Raw genomic sequence first — 19,106 nt, 5'->3', positions numbered from 1 at the left:
GGCGGCGGCGGCCGCAGCGGCGCCCGGCCCCGGCGTCATTACTTGGCGTCCTCGTTGCGGAACTCGACGTAGGCCTGGTCGCGCACCTGGCGCTGCCACGATTCGGTTTCTTCCTCGACCTTGCGTTCGCGGATGGCGTTGCGGGCCGCGTTGCGCTCGCGTTCCTTGGAGGCGTCGTCGCTCTTGCGTTCGATCACTTCGATCAAGTGGTAGCCGAAGCTCGTTTCGATCGGCTCGCTCACCTCGCCCGGTTTCAGCGCGTTCATGGCGCTTTCGAATTCGGGCACGGTGTCGCCCGGGTACAGCCAGCCCAGGTCGCCGCCCTTGGTGGCCGAGCTGTCGGTGCCGTACTGGCGCGCCAGTTCCTCGAAGGTGGCGGCCTTGTTGTCGAGGCGCTCCTTCAGTTCGACCAGCTTGCGCTTGGCGTCGTAGGCGCTCATGGTCGGGGTGACCTTGATGAGGATGTGGCGGGCGTGGGTCTGCTGCACGGCGGCGGCGGCGGCCGCTTCGGCCACGCTGCGCTTGTCGACCACCTTCAGGATGTGGAAACCGCCCACGCTTTTCATGATGGGCGTGACCTGGCCCGGCTTGAGCTTGGCGAGCGCTTCGGCGAACATGGGCGGCAGCCGGTCCGGGCTGCGCCAGCCGATTTCGCCGCCCTTGAGCGCGTCGGAGGCGTCGGAATAGGTGCCGGCCATCTTGGCGAAGTCGGCGCCGGTGCGCAGCTGGCGCATCACTTCCTCGGCCCGCACGCGGCGCGCGGCGATGGTGTCGGCCGAGGCGTTGTCCGGGATGCGGATCAGGATCTGCGACAGATTGAGCTCGAACTGCTCGGCGGCGGCGGCGGCCTGCTGGGCCAGATAGCTGTCGACCTCGGCGTCCGAGACCTGGACCTTGGCGTCGACTTCATGTTCGCGCAGGCGCTGCATGATGATTTCCTCGCGGATTTCCTCGCGGAAGGCGGCGTAGGGCGTGCCCTCTTTTTCGGTGGCGTCGCGCAGCTGCTGGACCGTCATCTTTTGCTGTTCGGCGATGCGGCCGACGGCGCGGTCGAGCATGGCGTCGTCGACGCGCACGCCCATTTCCTTGGCCATCTGCATCTGCGCACGCTCGACGATCATGCGTTCCAAAATCTGGCGCTGCAGGTCGGCGGCGTCGGGCATGGGCACCTTCTGCGCCGCCATGCGGGCCGACACGGTCTTGATGCGGGCGGCCAGCTCCTGCTTGGTGATGACGTCGTCGTTGACGATGACGGCGATCGAGTCGATGGCCTGGTTGCTGGTGGCCGGCACGGCGACGGCCGCGGTCGGCTTGGCGGCGACGGCCGGCACGTTCGCGTTCGCGCTGGCGCTGGTGGACTTGGCGTCGGCGGCCGGCGTGGCCGGGGCTTTCTTGCCGAACATGCTGCAACCGGTGGTGGCGACGCACAACACGAGTGCGGCGATGTTCAGGTGGTGCTTACTGGCATTACGCATAATGTAGAACACTCATCAGTCAAGGTAAAGTCAAGGTAGAAAAATCGAAAACGGCGCCACCGCCGGGGCTCAGCGGCCCTGGCCCTCGTTCAGGCGCTGGTAGCCGGGGATGCTGTTTTTCAGCGCCTCGAGCGGATTGCCGACGCCGAACTTGGACAGGCCGTTCAGCTCGAGCTGGAAGAAGATCGGCGTCGAGGCGTTGGTGGCCGTCGTCACGAAGCGCTGGGCGCCCATGCGGAAGACCCAGCAGTCGGCCTTGTATTCCAGGCCCATCAGGCTCTGGATGACCTTTTTGTCGAGCAGCGAGTAACTGACCCGCGCCACGCCGTACCAGCGCCGGCCCAGCGGCCACTGGCCGGAGACGTCGACGTTGCGGAAGCTGTTGACGGTGTTGCTGAAGCCCAGGTTGAGCACCTTCATCGGCGCCGGCCGCCACGCCAGCGACAGGCTGGAACTGGCGACCTGGCGCGCGCTCGTGTTGTACTGGACGGCGCTGTCGAAACTCCAGGTGTCGGAAATGCGGCCGGCGGCGGCCAGCAGCATGTCGGAGCGGGAATCGTTGACGGGGGTGGAGGCGTCGAGCTGGACGCGCTGGTCGGTGAAATAAAAGCGCTGGCCGAAGGCCAGGCGCAGGCGCTCGGCGCCGTTGGCCTCGAGGAAGCGCGACACGATGGCCGCCGTCAGTTGGTTGGCGTCGCCGATGCGGTCCGAGCCGACGTAGCGGTTTTCGGAAAACAGCTGGCTGAAGTTGAAGGTGGCGGCGGCGGTGTCGAAGTTCGGCAGCTGCGACTGGTCGCGGTAGGGCGTGTTCACATAGAACAGGCGCGGCTCCAGCGTCTGCGTCATGGCGCGGCCGAAGGCTTGCACGTCGCGCTCGAACACCAGGCCGGCGTCCAGCGAGCCGGTCGGCACGACCCGGGTCAAGTCCTGCGACTGCGCGCCCTGGAAGGGGGCCAGCTGGTAGCTGGCCGCGTTCAACATCAGTTTCGGCGTGATGAAGTAGCTGGAGCCGACGATGGGGTAGCTCACCTGCGGGATCAGCACTTCGCGGATGCCGCGTATCAGGTCGGGGTGCCAGAAGTGGGTGGCCTCGGCGTAGACCTGCCAGTCGAAGCCGCCGGCCACGTCGTACTGGGCCGCCGTGAAGTTGAGCGACGGCAGGCGGTCGTAGGGGCGCGGCACGAACAGCGAGGCGTCGGTGACGGCGGCCGGGTCTTGCAGCACCTGGTATTTCTGCACCCGCGCCGTGACCGACCAAAAGTCGCCGTGGTAGTCGGTGCGCAGCTCGCGCAGCAGCTGGCGCTCGGCCGAGCCGGCCACGGTCTTGGCGAAGTCGTTGGGGTAGTTGTCGTCCGAGGCGGCCCGCACGTTCCAGCCGAAGGACCAGTCCTTGGCCAGCGCCTGCTCGTGGCTGGAATTGATTTGCCAGCGGTCGGTGTTGGTCTGCTTGTCGTGCGGCAGGTATTCGAAGAAGGTGTCGCCGGCGTAGGTGCCGGCCTCGGTTTCGCCGATGTAGCGGGCGTTGGCGCCGAACTGGAAGCCGCGGCTGGGGATCAGTTTCGGGTACAGCGTCAAGTCGCGGTTGGGCGCGATGTTGACGTAATAGGGCACGAGCAACTCGGCGCCGCCCTTGGAGCCGAAGCCCGGCGTGGGCGGCAGCCAGCCCGAGCGGCGCGCGCCCGACAGCGAGAACGACATGGCCGGGGTGCCGAGGATGGGCACGTCCTTGAAATAGACCACGGTGTTGGTGGCGGTGCCGACGTCGCGGCCGGAATCGAGGTTCAGCGTGCTCGACTTCAGATACCAGTCCGGGTGCACGGCCTGGCAGGTGCTGTAGGTGCCGTCGATGACGACGGCCTCGTCCTCGTTGATGAAGTTGATGCGCTCGGCCGCGCCCTGGCCGGCGTTCATTTCCATCTTGTAGGTGGGGTCGGTGACATAACCCTGGCCGCTGTCCATGTTCAGCGACAAATGCTGGCCCGTGAAATAGTCGCCGTAGCGCCAGATGCGCACGCGGCCGTCGGCCTCGACTTCGTTTTCCACCTGGCGGAAGCAGGCCGTGTCGGCCTTGACCCGGGTCTTGTCCTTGACCAGCTCGGCGTCCTCGATCAGGGTCACTTCGCGGTCGGGGCGGCCGGTGATGTCCTCGGCCTGGATGGTGGTCGGCGCGTTGGGGTCGTCGACCCGCACCGGACGCGCCTTGGGCGTCTGGGCGTAGGACGGCACGGACGCGGCCGTGACCAGGGCCGTGAAGGCGTAAGCCCAGCGTTGCGAAGTGGGGGGCGGCGATAGCCAGCGCATGCAGCTCATGAAAAGTAGGGGTCGAACACCGGGTCAGGCACCATGACAGGCGATTTTTTGAGTTTAATCCCTTATTATATGGGAATTGTCACCTCACACCGGATTCCCGCCCAGCTTTATGTCTTTATTCTCCGAAATGCCCACCGACCCGCGCCTGGCCGCCCTGCACGCCTGGCTGTCCTCCCTCCAGCTGGTCGACGTCGCCGGCGCCCGCGTCGCCTCGGCCGACGCCAGCTTCCGCCGCTATTTCCGGGTCGACGTGCTGGACCAGCACCGCGCCAGCCTGGGCCCGACCCTGATCGTCATGGACGCCCCGCCCGAGCGCGAAAACGTGCTCGGCTTCGTCAAGGTCGACGAAATGCTGATCCACGCCGGCGTGTCCGTGCCGCGCATCGTCGCCACCGACTACGAGAGCGGCTTCGTGCTGATGTCCGACCTCGGCACCACCACCTATCTGCAGGTGCTGGACCACGACAACGCCTCGACCATGTACGCCGAGGCGCTGGAGGCGCTGCTGAAGTTCCAGCTCAGCAGCCAGCCCGGCGTGCTGCCCGAGTACGACCGCGCCTTCCTGCTGCGCGAGCTGAAGCTGTTCCCCGAGTGGTATATCGAAAAACACCGGGGCGCCACCCTGAGCGCGCAGCAATCGGCCGAGCTGGCCGCCGTGTTCGACGCCATCCTCGCCAACGTGACGGCCCAGCAGCAAGTCTATGTGCACCGCGACTTCCACTCGCGCAACCTGATGTGGATGGACGCCGGCAATCCCGGCGTGCTCGACTTCCAGGACGCGCTGTTCGGCCCCGTCACCTACGACGCCGCCTCGCTGCTGCGCGACGCCTATATCCAGTGGGACGAGGAGCTGGTGCTCGACTGGGTGATCCGCTACTGGCAGCAGGCCAAGGCGGCCGGCCTGCCCGTCAATCCCGACATCGACGCCTTTTACCGCGACTTCGAATTCATGGCCCTGCAGCGCCACCTGAAAATCCTCGGCATCTTCAGCCGCCTGCGGCACCGCGACGGCAAGGACGCCTACCTGGCCGACCTGCCGACCGTGCTCGATTACGTGCGCAAGACGGCCGGCCGCTACAAGGAATTGAAGCCGCTGCTGCGCCTGCTCGACGCCCTCGACAACACCGCGCCGACCGTCGGCTACACCTTCTAGGGCCGCGATGAAAGCCATGATCTTCGCCGCCGGACGGGGCGAACGGATGCGCCCGCTGACCGACACCTGCCCCAAGCCGCTGCTGACCGTGCGCGGCCGGCCGCTGATCGTCTGGCACATCGTCAACCTGGTGCGGGCCGGCATCACCGACATCGTCATCAACCACGCCCACCTCGGCGACGTCATCGAGCGCACCCTGGGGGACGGCAGCCGCTACGGCGCCCGCCTGCTGTACTCGCCTGAGACGACGGCGCTGGAGACGGCCGGCGGCGTCGCCCACGCCCGCCACCTGCTGGGCGAGCAGCCCTTCCTGGCCCTGTCGGGCGACCTGTATTGCCCGTATTTCGACTTCCGCCAGGTGCTCGACGTGTTGCACGACACGGATATGTGGGGCCGGCCCCACCCGGCCGAGCGGCGCGACATGGCCTGGCTCTACCTGGTGCCCAATCCCGTGTTCCACCCACAGGGCGACTTCGGCCTGAGCCTGTATTCGGTCAACAACGACGGCGAGCCCAAATGGACCTTCGGCAATATCGGCGTCTACCGGCCCGAGATGTTCGACGGCATCGCGCCCGGCGGCCATGCGCGGCTGGGGCTGCTGATCCGCGACTACGCGGCGCGCGGCCAGGTCGGCGGCGAAGTCTATGAGGGCGAGTGGCACAACGTCGGCACGGTGGCGCAGCTGGACGCCTTGAACGCGCCGCAGCGGCCCGGCACGCCCGGCGCCGGACGGCCATGAGCGGCGCCGGCACACCCGATCATGGCGGCGGCGCGGCCGATCATGGCGGCGGCGACGCGGCCGACTGGTCCGCGCGCCGCGCCCGCCTGATGGCGCAAATGGCGCAGGTGGCGCCGGGCGCGGTCGCCGTGCTGGCCACCGCCCCCGTCGTTCCGCGCAACGGCGACAGCGACTATCCCTACCGCCACGACAGCGCCTTTTATTATCTGACCGGGTTCACCGAGCCCGACAGCGTGCTGGTGCTGGTGGCCGCCCGCGGCGCGGCGCCGGCCCGCGCCATCCTGTTTTGCCGCGACAAGCACGCCGAGCGCGAAATCTGGGATGGCTACCGCCACGGCCCCGACGGCGCCCGCATGGCCTACGGCTTCGACGCCGCCTATTCCATCGACGAGCTCGACGCCGAGATGGCCGGGCTGCTGGCCAACGTCCCGGCCCTGTACTACGCGCTCGGCCACAGCGCCGCGCTCGACGCCCAGGTCAAGCGCTGGCTCGACCAGCTGCGCCGCCAGTCGCGCGGCGGCATCGAGGCGCCGGCCACGGCCCGCGACCTGTTGCCGCTGATCGACGAGATGCGCCTGTTCAAGGACGGCGCCGAACAGGCGCTGATGCAGCGCGCCGCCACCATTTCCGCCCTGGCCCACACGCGCGCCATGCGCGCCTCGCGCCCCGGCCTGTACGAATATGAAATCGAGGCCGAGCTGCTGTACGAATTCCGCCGCCATGGCGCCCAGTTCCCGGCCTACCCGCCCATCGTGGCCGGCGGCGCCAACGCCTGCGTGCTGCACTACCAGCAGAACCGGGCCCGCGTGCTGGACGGCGAACTGGTGCTGATCGACGCCGGCTGCGAACTGGACGGCTACGCCGCCGACATCACGCGCACCTACCCCGTCAACGGCCGCTACTCGGCGCCCCAGCGCACGCTCTACGAGCTGGTGCTGGCGGCCCAGCAGGCGGCGCTGGCGGCCGTGCGGCCCGGCGCGCGCTACGCCGGCATCCACGAGGCCGCCGTGCGAGTGCTGGCCCAGGGCATGCTCGACACCGGCCTGTTGCAGGCCCACGTGGTCGGCAACGTCGACGACGTCATCGCCGAGCAACGCTATCTGCAGTTCTATATGCACGGCACCGGCCACTGGCTGGGCATGGACGTGCACGACGTCGGCCAGTACCGCGACCTCGCCACGCCGTGCAAGCCGTCGCGGCCGCTACAGCCGGGCATGGTGCTGACGGTCGAGCCGGGCATCTATGTGCGGCCGGCCGCCGGCGTGCCGGAACAGTATTGGAATATCGGTATCCGCATCGAGGACGACGTGCTCGTCGGCGCCGCCGGACACACCGTCCTCAGCGCCGCCGCGCCGAAGACGGTGGCCGAGATCGAGCAATGCATGCGGGCCGCGCCATGAATATGAATAGGAATAGGAACGTGGCCGCGGACCCGAGCTCGGGCGCCGATACGGGTGCGGACCCGAGCGCGGGGCCCGGGTTCGATATCGCCATCTGCGGCGCCGGACCGGTCGGCATGGCGCTGGCCGCGCTATTGGCCCGACGTGGCATGGCGCCGTCCCGCATCGACCTGATCGACGCCAAGACCCTGGCCCAGGCCAGCGCCGATCCGCGCTCGATCGCGCTGTCGCACGGCAGCCGGCAAATCCTCGAAGAAATCGGCGCCTGGCCCTTGCCCGCCACCGCCATCCACCAAATCCATGTGTCCCGCAGCGGCCGCTTCGGACGCAGCCTGATCGACCGCGCCGAACATGGCGTGCCGGCGCTCGGCTATGTCACCCGTTATGGCGATCTGGTGACGGCGCTCGGCGCCGCCTGCGACCGCGCCGGCATCGCCAGTCTGCGCCCCGCCCGCGTGACCGATTACAGCGAGATCGAAGCCGGGCTCGCTCTCAAGTTGCAGCAGTTGCCGCAGTTGCCGCCATTGCCGCAATTGCCGCCATTGCCGTTGCCGCATACCGGGGATGACATGCCTGCCGGACGCACCGTGCGCGCCGCCATCATGGTCCAGGCCGAAGGCGGCTTGTTCGGCGATCAGCAGGGCAAGGCGCGCCGCCACGACTACCAGCAAACTGCCGTCATCGCGCAAGTGCGCAGCAGCGCGCCGCTGGCCCACCGCGCCTTCGAGCGCTTCACCGATGAGGGCCCGCTGGCGCTGCTGCCGCAGGGGGAGGAATATTCGCTGGTCTGGTGCGTGCGGCCCGCCACCGCGCAAACCCTGCTGGCACTGGACGATGGCGCTTTCCTGGCGCGGCTCGGCGCCGCTTTCGGCGCGCGCGTCGGCAGCTTCACGCACGCGTCGCCGCGCCTGGCTTTCCCGCTCGGCTTGAACGCCGATCCGGACCCGCGCGGCAGCGCCCGCTCCGTCGCCATCGGCAACGCGGCGCAGACCCTGCACCCGGTCGCCGGCCAGGGCCTGAACCTGGGCTTGCGCGATGCCACCGTGCTGGCCCGTCTGCTCGCCCACGACGCCACGCCCGCGCAACTGGCGCGCTTCACCGAACTGCGCCGCCAGGATCGGCGCCTGACCATGCGCCTGACCGATACCATGGCCCGCGTCTTCGCCAACGATACGCCGGCGCAGACGCTGCTGGGCCTGTCTCTGGCCGCCATCGACGTCGTCGCGCCCGCGCGCGGCCTGCTTGCCGAGCTCATGATGTACGGCAGGCGCTGAGGGTGCCGTAGTCCCTGCGCGGTCCGTAACGGGAAACTGTCTGAAATCCTGCGTCGTTCCATGTCTGGATTTGTCTGGAATTGTCTGCTTTTGTCTGGAAGTGCGATTGGGCTAGATTTTGGGGAACCTCATCGCCGCCATTGCGGTCTGATTTATAAAAGCAGACAGTTTCAGACAATTCCAGACAATTCCAGACAGTTCAACACAAAGGATTTCAGTATGATTCCCGTTACGGTTTCGCTGCAGCTACCCAGCCCTCTGCTCGTCGAATTGCTGGACTTTTTACGCGACAACGACGACGAGCAGGATTTATCGCAAGCGGCATCCGATGCCCTGCGCGACTGGCTGGACCAAAAAACCCACACGCCCCCGAAGCCAGCCCAAATGCAAACTCAGCCGCAGCCGCGCGGCTATCTGTGGAAATCGCTGTTTCTGCCGGAAGGCACGATGCTGAAAAAGTTTCTCAGCCGCGGCGACGACTGCGCCATCGTCGAAGGCGACCGCCTCATGTACCGGGGCAGCGCGGTCTCGCCCAACCAATTTGCCAGCTTCTTCAGCGGCTGCGTGCGCAACGCCTGGCGCGACCTGTCGATCTGGATGCCGCACGACCGGCACTGGAAATACGCCAGCGTCCGCCGCCGCGAAGCGCGCCAACAACAAGCGCAACAGTAATAGCAACAGCAGCAGTACCACCATCACCAACAACAACAACAGCCCGACCCGGCAGGCGCGGCGGCCACGCCTATGGCCGCCTCCACGCCCACATCAACGGCAACATCAGCGGCAACATCAGCGGCAACATAGCGGCAACATCAACGGACGTATCACCGCCGGCATACTAGCCCGCGCCGCCGTCAGCACACGGCTACACCAACTCATCCCGCTGGAACCTGCCCGAACGCCGGAAAATGCGCTTCCGCCCGGAAGACTCCGCCGTCGAATAAGCTTCCGGCCATGAAAAAGCCGCGCTCGTCCCGACGGACGGCGCGGCCCCAGTGCCAGCGGCGCAGCAACTTATTGCAGCAACTTATTCGACCGCCTTCACCATATCTTCGATCACCTTCTTGGCGTCGCCGAACACCATCATCGTATTAGCCTGATAAAACAAATCATTGTCGAGTCCCGCATATCCGGACGCCATCGAGCGCTTGTTGACGATGATGCTCTTGGCCTTGTACGCCTCCAGTATCGGCATGCCCGCGATCGGCGACTTCGGATCCTTGGCGGCCGGATTGACGACGTCGTTCGCGCCCAGCACCAGCACCACATCGGTCTGGCCGAACTCGCCGTTGATGTCCTCCATCTCGAACACCTGATCGTAAGGCACCTCGGCCTCGGCCAGCAGCACATTCATATGGCCCGGCATGCGCCCGGCTACCGGATGGATCGCATACTTGACGGTCACGCCCTTGTGCGTCAGCTTCTCGACCAGCTCCTTCAAAGAGTGCTGGGCCCGCGCCACCGCCAGGCCATAACCGGGCACGATGATGACGGTTTCCGCATTGCTCATGATGAAGGCGGCATCGTCGGCCGAACCGGCTTTCACCGGCCGCTGCTCCTGCGCGCCGGCCGGGCCGCCGGCCGCCGCGTCGCCGCCGAAGCCGCCCAGTATCACGTTGAAGAAGGAGCGGTTCATCGCCTTGCACATGATGTAGGACAGGATGGCGCCGCTCGACCCGACCAGCGAACCGGCGATGATGAGCATGGCGTTATTGAGCGAAAAGCCGATGCCGGCAGCGGCCCAACCCGAATACGAGTTCAGCATCGACACCACCACCGGCATGTCGGCCCCGCCGATGGGAATGATGATGAGCACGCCGAGCACGAAGGCGATCGCCGCCATGACGACGAACGGCGCCCACGCCGGCTCCACGCCGCCGGTGGTGACGAAGCCGATGCCGAAGCCGACCATCACCAGCGCCAGCACCAGGTTGAGCATGTGCTGGCCGGCGAAGCTGACCGGCGCGCCCTGGAACAGGCGGAATTTATATTTGCCCGACAGCTTGCCGAAGGCGATCACCGAACCGGAAAACGTGATCGCGCCGACAAAGGTGCCGATGAACAGCTCGATCCGATTGCCGAAGGGCAGCGCCTCGCCGGCGGCCGCGATGCCAAAGGCGTGCGGCTCGGACACGGCGGCCACGGCGATGCATACGGCCGCCAGCCCGATCAGCGAGTGCATGGCCGCCACCAGTTCCGGCATCTTGGTCATCTCGACCTTCTTGGCCAGCATGGCGCCGATGGCGCCGCCGACGACGACGCCGACCGTCACCAGCGCGAAGCCGAGTCCGCCCGTCGCCGATTCGGCCTTCAGCTTGAGGATCAGGGCCACCGTCGTCACCGCCGCGATCGCCATGCCCGACATGCCGAAGGCGTTGCCGCGGCGCGCCGTGGCCGGCGAGGACAAGCCCTTGAGCGCCTGGATGAAGCAGACCGAGGCGATCAGATACATCATCGTCACCAGGTTCATGCTGATGAAGCACATGCCGTGCTCGGCGCCGTTCATGGCTGCGCTCCCGGCTTGGCCTTGGCTTCTTTTTTCTTGAACATTTCCAGCATGCGCTGCGTGACGAGGAAGCCGCCGAAGACGTTGACGGCCGCCAGCGCCACGGCCAGCGTGCCGGCCACCTGGCCGATCCGTCCCTCGGTCAGCCCGGCCGCCAGCATGGCGCCGACGATGATGATGGCCGAGATGGCGTTGGTGACGGCCATCAGCGGCGTGTGCAACGCCGGCGTGACGGTCCAGACCACGTGGTAGCCGACATAAATGGCCAACACAAAAATAATCAGATTGATGATGGTATGACTGACTTCCATGACATTCTCCTGTTTTTTTACAGCTTATTTTTTGCTGATCTATAGGCTGATTTATTTGCGCAGCACCACACCGTCCGCGCACAGCAGCGTGGCCTTGATGATCTCATCCTCGCGGTCTATCTTCAGCGCGTGCTCGGGCGTGATGACGAGCTTGAGGAAGTCGAGCACATTGCGCGCGTACAGCGCCGACGCGTCGGCCGCCACCAGCGTCGCCAGGTCCGGCTCGCCGATGATGTGGACGCCGTATTTGGTCACCGTCTTGTTGAGCTCCGACAGCGGGCAATTGCCGCCCTGCGACACGGCCAGGTCGACGATCACCGAGCCCGGCTTCATGGCCTTGACCGTGTCCTCGGAGATGAGCACCGGCGCCGGCCGGCCCGGAATCAGCGCGGTGGTGATGATGATGTCGGCCAGCTTGGCGCGCTCGTGCACCAGCTCACCCTGCCGCCGCAGCCAGTCGGCCGGCATGGCGCGCGCATAGCCGCCGCTGCCCTGGGCGATGTCCTTTTCCTCGTCGGTCAGGAAGGGCACGTCGATGAACTTGGCCCCCAGCGACTCGACCTGTTCCTTCACGGGCGGGCGCACGTCGGACGCCTCGATGACGGCGCCCAGGCGCTTGGCCGTGGCGATGGCCTGCAAGCCGGCCACGCCGACGCCCATGATGAGCACGCGCGCCGCCTTGACCGTGCCGGCCGCCGTCATCAGCATCGGCATGAAGCGCTGATAGGTGTCGGCCGCCAGCAGCACCGCCTTGTAGCCGGCGATATTGGCCTGCGACGACAGCACGTCCATCGATTGCGCGCGCGTGATGCGCGGCACCGCTTCGAGCGCGAACGCCTGCAGGCCGGCCGCCGCCATCGCGGCCAGATTGTCGGCGTCGTAGGGATTGAGCATACCGATCAGTACCGTGCCCGGCGCCATCAGCGCGCGCCCGGCGGCGTCGGGCGCGCGCACCTTGAGCACCACCTCGGCGCCATAGGCCGCCGCCGCGTCGACGATGGTGGCGCCGGCCGCCGCGTAGGCGGCGTCGGTGACGGAAGCGGCCAGGCCGGCGCCGCTCTGCACCAGCAATTGATGTTGGGCCGCGAGCTTCTTGACGGTCTCGGGCGTCGCCGCCACGCGGGTCTCGCCCGCGCGCGTCTCGGCCGGTATGCCTATTCTCATGTTGCCTCCAATGAAATGAAAAACTGACACTAGAATCTAACACGGATTGCCCACCATTGCGCCATTGCCAAGCTTTTTAGACTGGCAAGTATGCTGCGCCGGCCACACGATATTTCCGCGCCGCCCTTGCGTTCTTTCAGGGACATCCCTTCTGTCCCCGCAGCGGCGGACCAACGCGGCGGCCAGAACAGGCTAAAATGTCGGCTCTTTCAAGGATGACACATGCCGCGTATCTGGAAACCTTCTGTGACTGTAGCCGCCATCATCGAGCGCGACGGCCTGTTCCTCATGATCGAGGAAGAGACCAGCGACGGCATCCGCATCAACCAGCCGGCCGGCCACCTCGACCCCTACGAGTCGCTGGAGCAGGCCGTGATTCGCGAAACGCTGGAGGAGACGGCGCACGACTTCACGCCGACGGCGCTGGTGGGCATGTATATGTCGCGCTACACATCGAACCGCACGGGCGAGGAAGTGACGTATCTGCGCTTCACCTTCTGCGGCACGGCCGGCCGGCAACACGACCGCCCGCTCGACGACGGCATCCTGCGCACCATGTGGCTGACGCGCGACGAACTGGCCGCCTGCCAGGAACGCCACCGCAGCCCCATCGTGCTGCAATGCGTGGACGAATACCTGGCCGGCCGGCGCGCGCCGCTGGAACTGCTGCACACCCACGCTTCGGTCTACAAGGAAGCCCCAACGACCCGCTTCGGCTAGTGGCGTGTTTGTACTATCACTGTTTGGTTTGGAATGAATGATGAGTAAGAAAAAAGTCGTGATCGGCATGTCGGGCGGGGTCGATTCCTCGGTCGCGGCCTGGATGCTGAAAGAGCAGGGCTACGACGTGGTCGGCCTATTCATGAAAAACTGGGAAGACGACGACGACTCCGAATACTGCTCGACGCGCCAGGACTGGATAGACGCGGCCAGCGTGGCCGACGTCATCGGCGTCGACATCGAAGCGGTCAACTTCGCCGGCGAATACAAGGACCGCGTGTTCGCCGACTTCCTGCGCGAATACCAGGCCGGCCGCACGCCCAACCCGGACGTGCTGTGCAACGCCGAAATCAAGTTCAAGGCCTTCCTCGACCACGCCATGCACCTGGGCGCCGACCTGATCGCCACCGGCCACTACGCCCGCGTGCGCCGGCAGGACGAACAATTCCAATTATTGAAAGCGCTGGACCACACCAAGGACCAGAGCTATTTCCTGCACCGCTTGAACCAGGCGCAGCTGTCGAAGACTTTGTTCCCCCTCGGTGAAATCCCGAAGACGGAAGTGCGCCGCATCGCCGAAGAACTGAAGTTGCCGAACGCGGCCAAGAAGGATTCGACCGGCATCTGCTTCATCGGCGAGCGCCCCTTCCGCGAATTCCTCAACCGCTACCTGTCCTACAAGCCGGGCCCGATGATGACGCCGGACGGCAAGGTGGTCGGCGAACACGTCGGCCTGAGCTTTTACACCCTGGGCCAGCGCAAGGGCATAGGCGTGGGCGGCATGAAGGCCTATAAAAATCCCGACGGCAGCAGCGACGCCTGGTACGTGGCGCGCAAGGACATCGTCAACAACATCCTCTACATCGTCCAGGGCCACGACCACCCGTGGCTGCTGTCGGCCGCCCTGCAGGCCGACCAGGCCAGCTGGATCGCCGGCGCCGCGCCGGCCGCCGGCGCGCTGTCGGCCAAGACCCGCTACCGCCAGGCCGACGTCGCCTGCGCCATCGCGCCCGACGGCGCCAGCGACTTCGCGCTCAGCTTCATGGACGCCCAGTGGGCCGTCACGCCGGGCCAGTCGGCCGTGCTGTACGACGGCGACGTCTGCCTCGGCGGCGGCATCATCGCCGGCTCGACCTTCGCCGCCGGCTAGGCGGCCGGCGCCGCCGCGCCAGCGCCGCCGGGCGCGTCCTGCGTTCCCGGCGCGTCCTGCGTTTCCTGCGCCGCCAGCGCCGCGCGCTGGCGCTTGACCATCGCGATCACCGTGTTGCGTATGGTATTGAGCACGGTGTCGGCCTTGAAGGGCTTGACGATGAAACCGTTCACGCCCATGGCGTGGCCGGCCTGCACGGTGGCCGCGTCGAACTCGCTCGACACCATGAAGATCAGCGTCTTCGGCCAGTTGGTCTTCATTTCGCGCACCACGTCGCCGCCGCTTTCGATCTGCTCGCGCGCGATGCAGACGATGTGGGGCTGGTGCTTGAGCAGCAGCGCCATGCCGCTGGCGCAAGTGTGGGTCTGGCCCACCACATCGTAGCCGCCGTCGAGCAACACCGTGTTGAGCAAGCCGCGCGCCACGGCGCTGGCATCGATAATGATGGCTTTTAACATCGTCAGACCTCGCTAAATTCGTTTCCTGGACGGCCGCTCAAAAGCGCTCCCAGGCCAGCATATTCCACGTCACGCCGACCCGCACATCCGTTTTCAATTGCACCAGCTGTCGAGAAAGATACAGCATTTCGCGCTCTTTTCGTAGGGTTTCGCCCAGCCCGTCCTTGAGGATGCCGGCCCCGGCCATGATGGCGTCCAGCCCGCCATAAGTGCGCAACAGCCGCGCCGCCGTCTTGACGCCGACCTTGGACACGCCGGGGATGCTGTCGGTGACGTCGCCCATCAGCGCCAGCAAGTCGGGCAGCTGCTCGGGCGGCACGCCCCATTTGCGCTCGACCCAGTCGCGGTCGTGCCACTCGCTCTTGAAATGGTCCCAGACCCGGGCCCCGTGCGCGATCAGGCCGTGCAAATCCTTGTCGGTCGAGGCCACGGTCGCCTCGCCGCGGCCCTCGGCCAGCCAGCGCGTGACGACGGTGCCGATGACATCGTCGGCCTCGACCTGCGGCAGCGACACCACGTGCAGGCCGAAGGCCGCCAACTCCTCATAAAAGCGCGGCAACGCCGCGCGCAGCGGCGCCGGCATGGGCGCGCGGCCGGCGCGGTAGCCGGCATACAAATCGTGGCGCCACGTGGACCCGCCGAAATCGAAGGCCGGCAGCACGTGGCTCGGTTCGTGGTCCGTGATGAGCTTGCGGAACGAGGACAGCGCGTGGCGCAGCGCGATCTCGGCCTTCTCGGCGCTGTCCGGTTCCGGGCTGGCCTCATAGACGCGGCGCACGATGTTGAGGCCGTCGATGGCGAGGAGTCTACCCATACAAAATCACCCGGGCGTGTAAAAACGGCCATTTTACCGCAGGCCGGCGCGCCGGCACTAGCGCCCGGCGCCGCCGGGGAAGAGCTGGTCGACCAGCTCGGTGATTTTATGGTCGGCGTTGATGAACTTGCCCATATTGCCGCCGGCATGCCGGGAGTCGTACACCGCCTCGCCGATCGGCTTGCCGTTGTTGTAGACCTTGATATCGGCATACGACATATACATGGCCAGGTCCCAGCGCCAGTTGGCGGTGTAGGTCGACGTGATAGGGCATTCGATGATCGAGGCCGTCGCCGGCAGCTGCCGCGCCACATAACCCTTGGTCTCCAGCGCATGCCGGTACGATTCGACGAAACCTTCGCGGACGGCCGGATTCTCGATCACGCAGACCTGCTGATCGGCGAAATGCTCGACCGGCTTGACCGTCTGCTGTATGGCGCAGCCGCTCAGCGCCACGCCGGAGATGAATAACAATACGCTGCGTGTCGCCATGGGTCCGTCCTATCCGATGTACTTGCTTTTGAAGCAAGCATCATACAGCACGAACATTCCCATGGGAAATTATCTTTTTGTTCAGCTCGCCAAATCGTAAGGCCCGCCCCGCTCCAGCGCGCGCTGGAACGCCGGCCGCGCGTGGATGCGGCTCAGGAAGGCCATCAACTGGGGGCGGCTCGCGTTGAGGCCGCCGCGCAGCACGGCCGCCTCCAGCGCGAAGCTCATCTGGATGTCGGCCGCGCTGAACTCGCCGCCGGCGAACCAGTCGCGCGCGCTCAACTCGCCCTCCAGGAAATCGAGGTGCTGCTCGATCTGCGGCGAAATATACGTGCCCTTGACCTTGCGCGCGATGGCGCGCGCGATCGGCTTGACGAAGAACGGCGCCGGGCTGGTCTCGACGCGGTCGAACACCAGCTTGAGCAGCAGCGGCGTCATCGCCGAGCCTTCCGCGTAGTGCAGGAAATAAGTCCAGCGCAGCCGCTCCGGCGTGCCGGCCGCCGGCACCAAACGGCCATGGCCGTAACGGTCCAGCAGATATTCGACGATGGCGCCCGATTCGGCCACCGTCGCGCCCGCGTCCGTGATGACGGGCGACTTGCCCAGCGGGTGGATGGCGCGCAGTTCCGGCGGCGCCAGCATGGTCTGGGGATCGCGCTGGTAGCGCACGATCTGGTACTCCAGGCCCAGCTCTTCAAGCAGCCACAGCACGCGCTGCGAGCGCGAATTATTCAGGTGGTGTACGGTAATCATCGATGGTCCCGGTGGTGCGGCGCGCCGCGATCATGCCAGCTTAACATTGTTGCCGCCCCGGCGGCGGCGCCTATGGCCGCGCCGCCCAAAGCGCAGTACACTGCCTGTGCCCATCGGCACCGCTGGCATCGCCGCAGCACCCCGCGCCACCCACCGGAGTTTCCATGCGTTTGTTTTCCGTCCGCTATCTCGCCCTCGCCCTGTCCGTCTTCGTACTGATCGCCTCGCTCGTGCTGTCCGACAGCCTGTGGCTGCCGCTGCTGGCCGCCGCCCTGACCGTCGTCGGCATCGTCGACATGGTGCAAACCAAGCGCGCGCTGCGCCGCAACTACCCCATCCTGGCCCATTTCCGCTTCTTCTTTGAGTCGATCCGCCCCGAGATCCGCCAGTATTTCCTCGAAGACGACACCGTCGCCACGCCGTTCTCGCGCAACCAGCGCAGCATCGTCTACCAGCGCGCCAAGCGCCAGACCGACAAGCGCCCCTTCGGCACCCAGCTCGACGTCTACGCCACCGGCTACGAGTGGATCAACCACTCGATCCAGCCGGCCACGATCGCCGACCACGACTTCCGCATCGCCATCGGCAACCACCCGGACTGCCCGCGCGCCCAGCCGTATTCGGCCAGCGTCTTCAACATCTCGGCCATGAGCTTCGGCGCGCTGTCGGCCAACGCCATCCTGGCGCTCAACGGCGGCGCCAAGATCGGCGGCTTCATGCACGACACCGGCGAAGGCAGCATCAGCCCCTACCACCGCGAGCACGGCGGCGACCTGGTGTGGGAAATCGGTTCCGGCTACTTCGGCTGCCGCAACGCCGACGGCACATTTTCGGAAGAAAAATTCATCGCCAACGCGACCACGCCGCAAGTCAAAATGATAGAACTGAAAATGTCGCAGGGCGCCAAGCCCGGCCACGGCGGCGTGCTGCCCGGCTCCAAGGTGACGATAGAAATCGCCACCACGCGCGGCGTCATGCCGGGCCAGGACTGCGTCTCGCCGGCCGCCCACAGCGCCTTCTCGACGCCGCTGGAAATGCTGGCCTTCATCGACCGCCTGCGCACGCTGTCGGGCGGCAAGCCGACCGGCTTCAAACTGGCCATCGGCCACCCCTGGGAATTCTTCGCCATCGTCAAGGCCATGCTGGCCACCGGCATCGTGCCCGACTTCATCGTCGTCGACGGCAGCGAGGGCGGCACCGGCGCCGCGCCGGTCGAGTTCACCGACCACGTCGGCACGCCGCTGCAGGAAGCGCTGCTCATGGTGCACAACACCCTGGTCGGCGCCAACCTGCGCGACAAGGTCAAGATCGGCGCCTCCGGCAAGATCGTCACCGCCTTCGACATCGCCCGCACCATCGCGCTCGGCGCCGACTGGTGCAACTCGGCGCGCGGCTTCATGTTCGCGCTCGGCTGCGTGCAGTCGCAAAGCTGCCACACCGACCGCTGCCCGACCGGCGTGGCGACCCAGGACCGCGACCGCCAGCGCGCGCTGGTCGTGCCCGACAAGACCAACCGCGTGGCCCACTTCCACGAAAACACGGTCAAGGCGCTGGCCGAGCTGATCGCCGCCGCCGGCCTCAGCCACCCGTCCGAACTGCGGCCACACCACCTGGTGCGGCGCATTTCCCCCAACCAGGTCAAGCTGGCGTCGGCGCTGCTGCCGTATCTGGAGCCGGGCCAGCTGCTCGACGCCACCCAGCTGTCGCGCATGCCACCCGTGTTCGGCCTGTACTGGCCGGTGGCGCAGGCCGAGTCCTTCCACGCGCTGGAAAGCTAAGACTTAGCCAGCAGGCCGTTGCGCTCGGCCCACTCGCGCAGCGCGCCGTTGATGTGGCGCTGCCATTCGTGGCCGGTCCTGGTGTAGGCATCGACCACCTCGCGGTCGCACCAGTGCAGCAACTGCTCTTCCAGCTTTTCGTATTCCGCCCACGGCTTGAACTGGGCCAACTCCTCATCGGTCGGCAATATCGTATCGGGATCGTCCATGGCGGCCGCCGTGATCGCGGCATCCTCCTCGGGGGTGACATAAATGAGCTTATCTGTTCTGGACATAGCGTTTTTCCTCCCTGTCATTCGCTTTACGTAAGCTGATAATTCTTCGTTTCCCCTTGCGCCACACGAAGACCACAAAATACAGGCGCAGACCGATACGTCCCGTCCCGCACTGGCGCGACTCACCGTAATTATGCCGTTGATCGAGCCACAGGTCGGCATACTCCCAATCAAACCGGCGCGCGTCCGCCAGCGAGATGCCGTGCTTGCGCCGGTTCAGCTGGTCTTTCAGGGGATCGAAAGTAACCTCTGTCATTTAGAGTATCCGCTGCGATTGAAAGTTCAATCGGGTGAACGGATACAGTAATGAAACCGCGCGCGACGCACTTGCGCC

At 66.2% G+C, this 19,106-nt stretch carries 19 protein-coding genes; 8 read left to right on the top strand and 11 right to left on the bottom strand.

Features of this window, described 5'->3' with window-relative positions; all coding sequences use genetic code 11:
• Positions 1-38: 38 nt before the first annotated feature.
• Positions 39-1,475 (bottom strand): peptidylprolyl isomerase, encoded by a 1,437-nt coding sequence (locus Q0S71_RS24940; protein WP_296001685.1) that lies wholly within the window; start codon positions 1,473-1,475, stop codon positions 39-41.
• 69 nt (positions 1,476-1,544) lie between these two features.
• Positions 1,545-3,776 (bottom strand): LPS-assembly protein LptD, encoded by a 2,232-nt coding sequence (locus Q0S71_RS24935; RefSeq protein WP_296001683.1) that lies wholly within the window; start codon positions 3,774-3,776, stop codon positions 1,545-1,547.
• Positions 3,777-3,894: 118 nt separating this feature from the next.
• On the opposite strand from Q0S71_RS24935, the gene Q0S71_RS24930 reads away from it, so the two are divergent.
• The 5 genes from Q0S71_RS24930 (at position 3,895) to Q0S71_RS24910 (ending at position 9,023) form a co-directional block, all read left to right on the top strand.
• Complete coding sequence (locus Q0S71_RS24930; RefSeq protein WP_296001681.1) at positions 3,895-4,938, top strand: phosphotransferase; 1,044 nt, start codon at positions 3,895-3,897, stop codon at positions 4,936-4,938.
• A 7-nt stretch (positions 4,939-4,945) separates the two neighbouring features.
• Positions 4,946-5,677 carry an N-acetylmuramate alpha-1-phosphate uridylyltransferase MurU gene (gene murU, locus Q0S71_RS24925; protein WP_296001680.1) on the top strand — a complete coding sequence of 244 codons (732 nt, stop codon included), beginning with the start codon at positions 4,946-4,948 and terminating at the stop codon, positions 5,675-5,677.
• 89 nt (positions 5,678-5,766) lie between these two features.
• Complete coding sequence (gene pepP, locus Q0S71_RS24920; protein ID WP_296001689.1) at positions 5,767-7,077, top strand: Xaa-Pro aminopeptidase; 1,311 nt, start codon at positions 5,767-5,769, stop codon at positions 7,075-7,077.
• A gap of 20 nt (positions 7,078-7,097) precedes the next feature.
• Positions 7,098-8,351 carry an FAD-dependent monooxygenase gene (locus Q0S71_RS24915; protein WP_296001678.1) on the top strand — a complete coding sequence of 418 codons (1,254 nt, stop codon included), beginning with the start codon at positions 7,098-7,100 and terminating at the stop codon, positions 8,349-8,351.
• A gap of 60 nt (positions 8,352-8,411) precedes the next feature.
• Entirely contained in the window at positions 8,412-9,023 is a 612-nt protein-coding gene (locus Q0S71_RS24910; protein ID WP_296001676.1) for a hypothetical protein, read from the top strand.
• A 355-nt stretch (positions 9,024-9,378) separates the two neighbouring features.
• Here Q0S71_RS24910 and Q0S71_RS24905 read toward each other — a convergent pair whose 3' ends face one another.
• The 3 genes from Q0S71_RS24905 to Q0S71_RS24895 are packed head-to-tail and all read right to left on the bottom strand — an operon-like array spanning position 9,379 to position 12,332.
• Entirely contained in the window at positions 9,379-10,836 is a 1,458-nt protein-coding gene (locus tag Q0S71_RS24905; protein ID WP_296001687.1) for an NAD(P)(+) transhydrogenase (Re/Si-specific) subunit beta, read from the bottom strand.
• Positions 10,837-10,853: 17 nt separating this feature from the next.
• The gene (locus Q0S71_RS24900; RefSeq protein WP_296001675.1) at positions 10,854-11,168 is read right to left on the bottom strand and encodes an NAD(P) transhydrogenase subunit alpha; all 315 of its coding nucleotides are present in this window, start codon (positions 11,166-11,168) and stop codon (positions 10,854-10,856) included.
• A 51-nt stretch (positions 11,169-11,219) separates the two neighbouring features.
• Positions 11,220-12,332: a Re/Si-specific NAD(P)(+) transhydrogenase subunit alpha gene (locus tag Q0S71_RS24895; RefSeq protein WP_296001672.1), complete on the bottom strand. Its 1,113-nt coding sequence runs from the start codon at positions 12,330-12,332 to the stop codon at positions 11,220-11,222.
• 222 nt (positions 12,333-12,554) lie between these two features.
• Here Q0S71_RS24895 and Q0S71_RS24890 point away from each other — a divergent pair, with 222 nt between their 5' ends.
• Positions 12,555-13,052: an NUDIX hydrolase gene (locus tag Q0S71_RS24890; RefSeq protein ID WP_296001671.1), complete on the top strand. Its 498-nt coding sequence runs from the start codon at positions 12,555-12,557 to the stop codon at positions 13,050-13,052.
• Between the two features lie 40 nt (positions 13,053-13,092).
• Entirely contained in the window at positions 13,093-14,202 is a 1,110-nt protein-coding gene (gene mnmA, locus Q0S71_RS24885) for a tRNA 2-thiouridine(34) synthase MnmA (protein ID WP_296001669.1), read from the top strand.
• Here mnmA and Q0S71_RS24880 read toward each other — a convergent pair.
• From Q0S71_RS24880 to Q0S71_RS24865, 4 genes are all read right to left on the bottom strand, one after another.
• Positions 14,199-14,660, bottom strand: coding sequence for a response regulator (locus Q0S71_RS24880; protein ID WP_296001668.1), 462 nt, complete (start codon positions 14,658-14,660; stop codon positions 14,199-14,201). The two genes, mnmA and Q0S71_RS24880, sit on opposite strands and share 4 nt — an antisense overlap.
• A 37-nt stretch (positions 14,661-14,697) precedes the next feature.
• Complete coding sequence (locus tag Q0S71_RS24875) at positions 14,698-15,474, bottom strand: 5'-3' exonuclease H3TH domain-containing protein (RefSeq protein WP_296001667.1); 777 nt, start codon at positions 15,472-15,474, stop codon at positions 14,698-14,700.
• A 57-nt stretch (positions 15,475-15,531) separates the two neighbouring features.
• Positions 15,532-15,966: an Sbal_3080 family lipoprotein gene (locus Q0S71_RS24870; RefSeq protein ID WP_296001665.1), complete on the bottom strand. Its 435-nt coding sequence runs from the start codon at positions 15,964-15,966 to the stop codon at positions 15,532-15,534.
• A gap of 81 nt (positions 15,967-16,047) precedes the next feature.
• Positions 16,048-16,719, bottom strand: coding sequence for a glutathione S-transferase (locus Q0S71_RS24865; protein WP_296001663.1), 672 nt, complete (start codon positions 16,717-16,719; stop codon positions 16,048-16,050).
• 164 nt (positions 16,720-16,883) lie between these two features.
• Between Q0S71_RS24865 and Q0S71_RS24860 the strand changes: the two genes are divergently transcribed.
• Positions 16,884-18,497: an FMN-binding glutamate synthase family protein gene (locus Q0S71_RS24860; protein ID WP_296001662.1), complete on the top strand. Its 1,614-nt coding sequence runs from the start codon at positions 16,884-16,886 to the stop codon at positions 18,495-18,497.
• Here the strand turns inward: Q0S71_RS24860 and Q0S71_RS24855 are convergent.
• Both Q0S71_RS24855 and Q0S71_RS24850 read right to left on the bottom strand, forming a co-directional pair.
• Positions 18,494-18,772 (bottom strand): hypothetical protein, encoded by a 279-nt coding sequence (locus Q0S71_RS24855; RefSeq protein WP_296001660.1) that lies wholly within the window; start codon positions 18,770-18,772, stop codon positions 18,494-18,496. The two genes, Q0S71_RS24860 and Q0S71_RS24855, sit on opposite strands and share 4 nt — an antisense overlap.
• The gene (locus Q0S71_RS24850) at positions 18,756-19,028 is read right to left on the bottom strand and encodes a BrnT family toxin (protein ID WP_296001658.1); all 273 of its coding nucleotides are present in this window, start codon (positions 19,026-19,028) and stop codon (positions 18,756-18,758) included. Before Q0S71_RS24850 ends, Q0S71_RS24855 begins: the two co-directional genes overlap by 17 nt.
• Positions 19,029-19,106 lie beyond the last annotated feature (78 nt).

The sequence above is a fragment of the Rugamonas sp. genome, from assembly GCF_025354735.1.
Lineage (GTDB): Bacteria > Pseudomonadota > Gammaproteobacteria > Burkholderiales > Burkholderiaceae_D > Rugamonas.
This window is presented reverse-complemented; position numbering and strand designations above follow the sequence as displayed.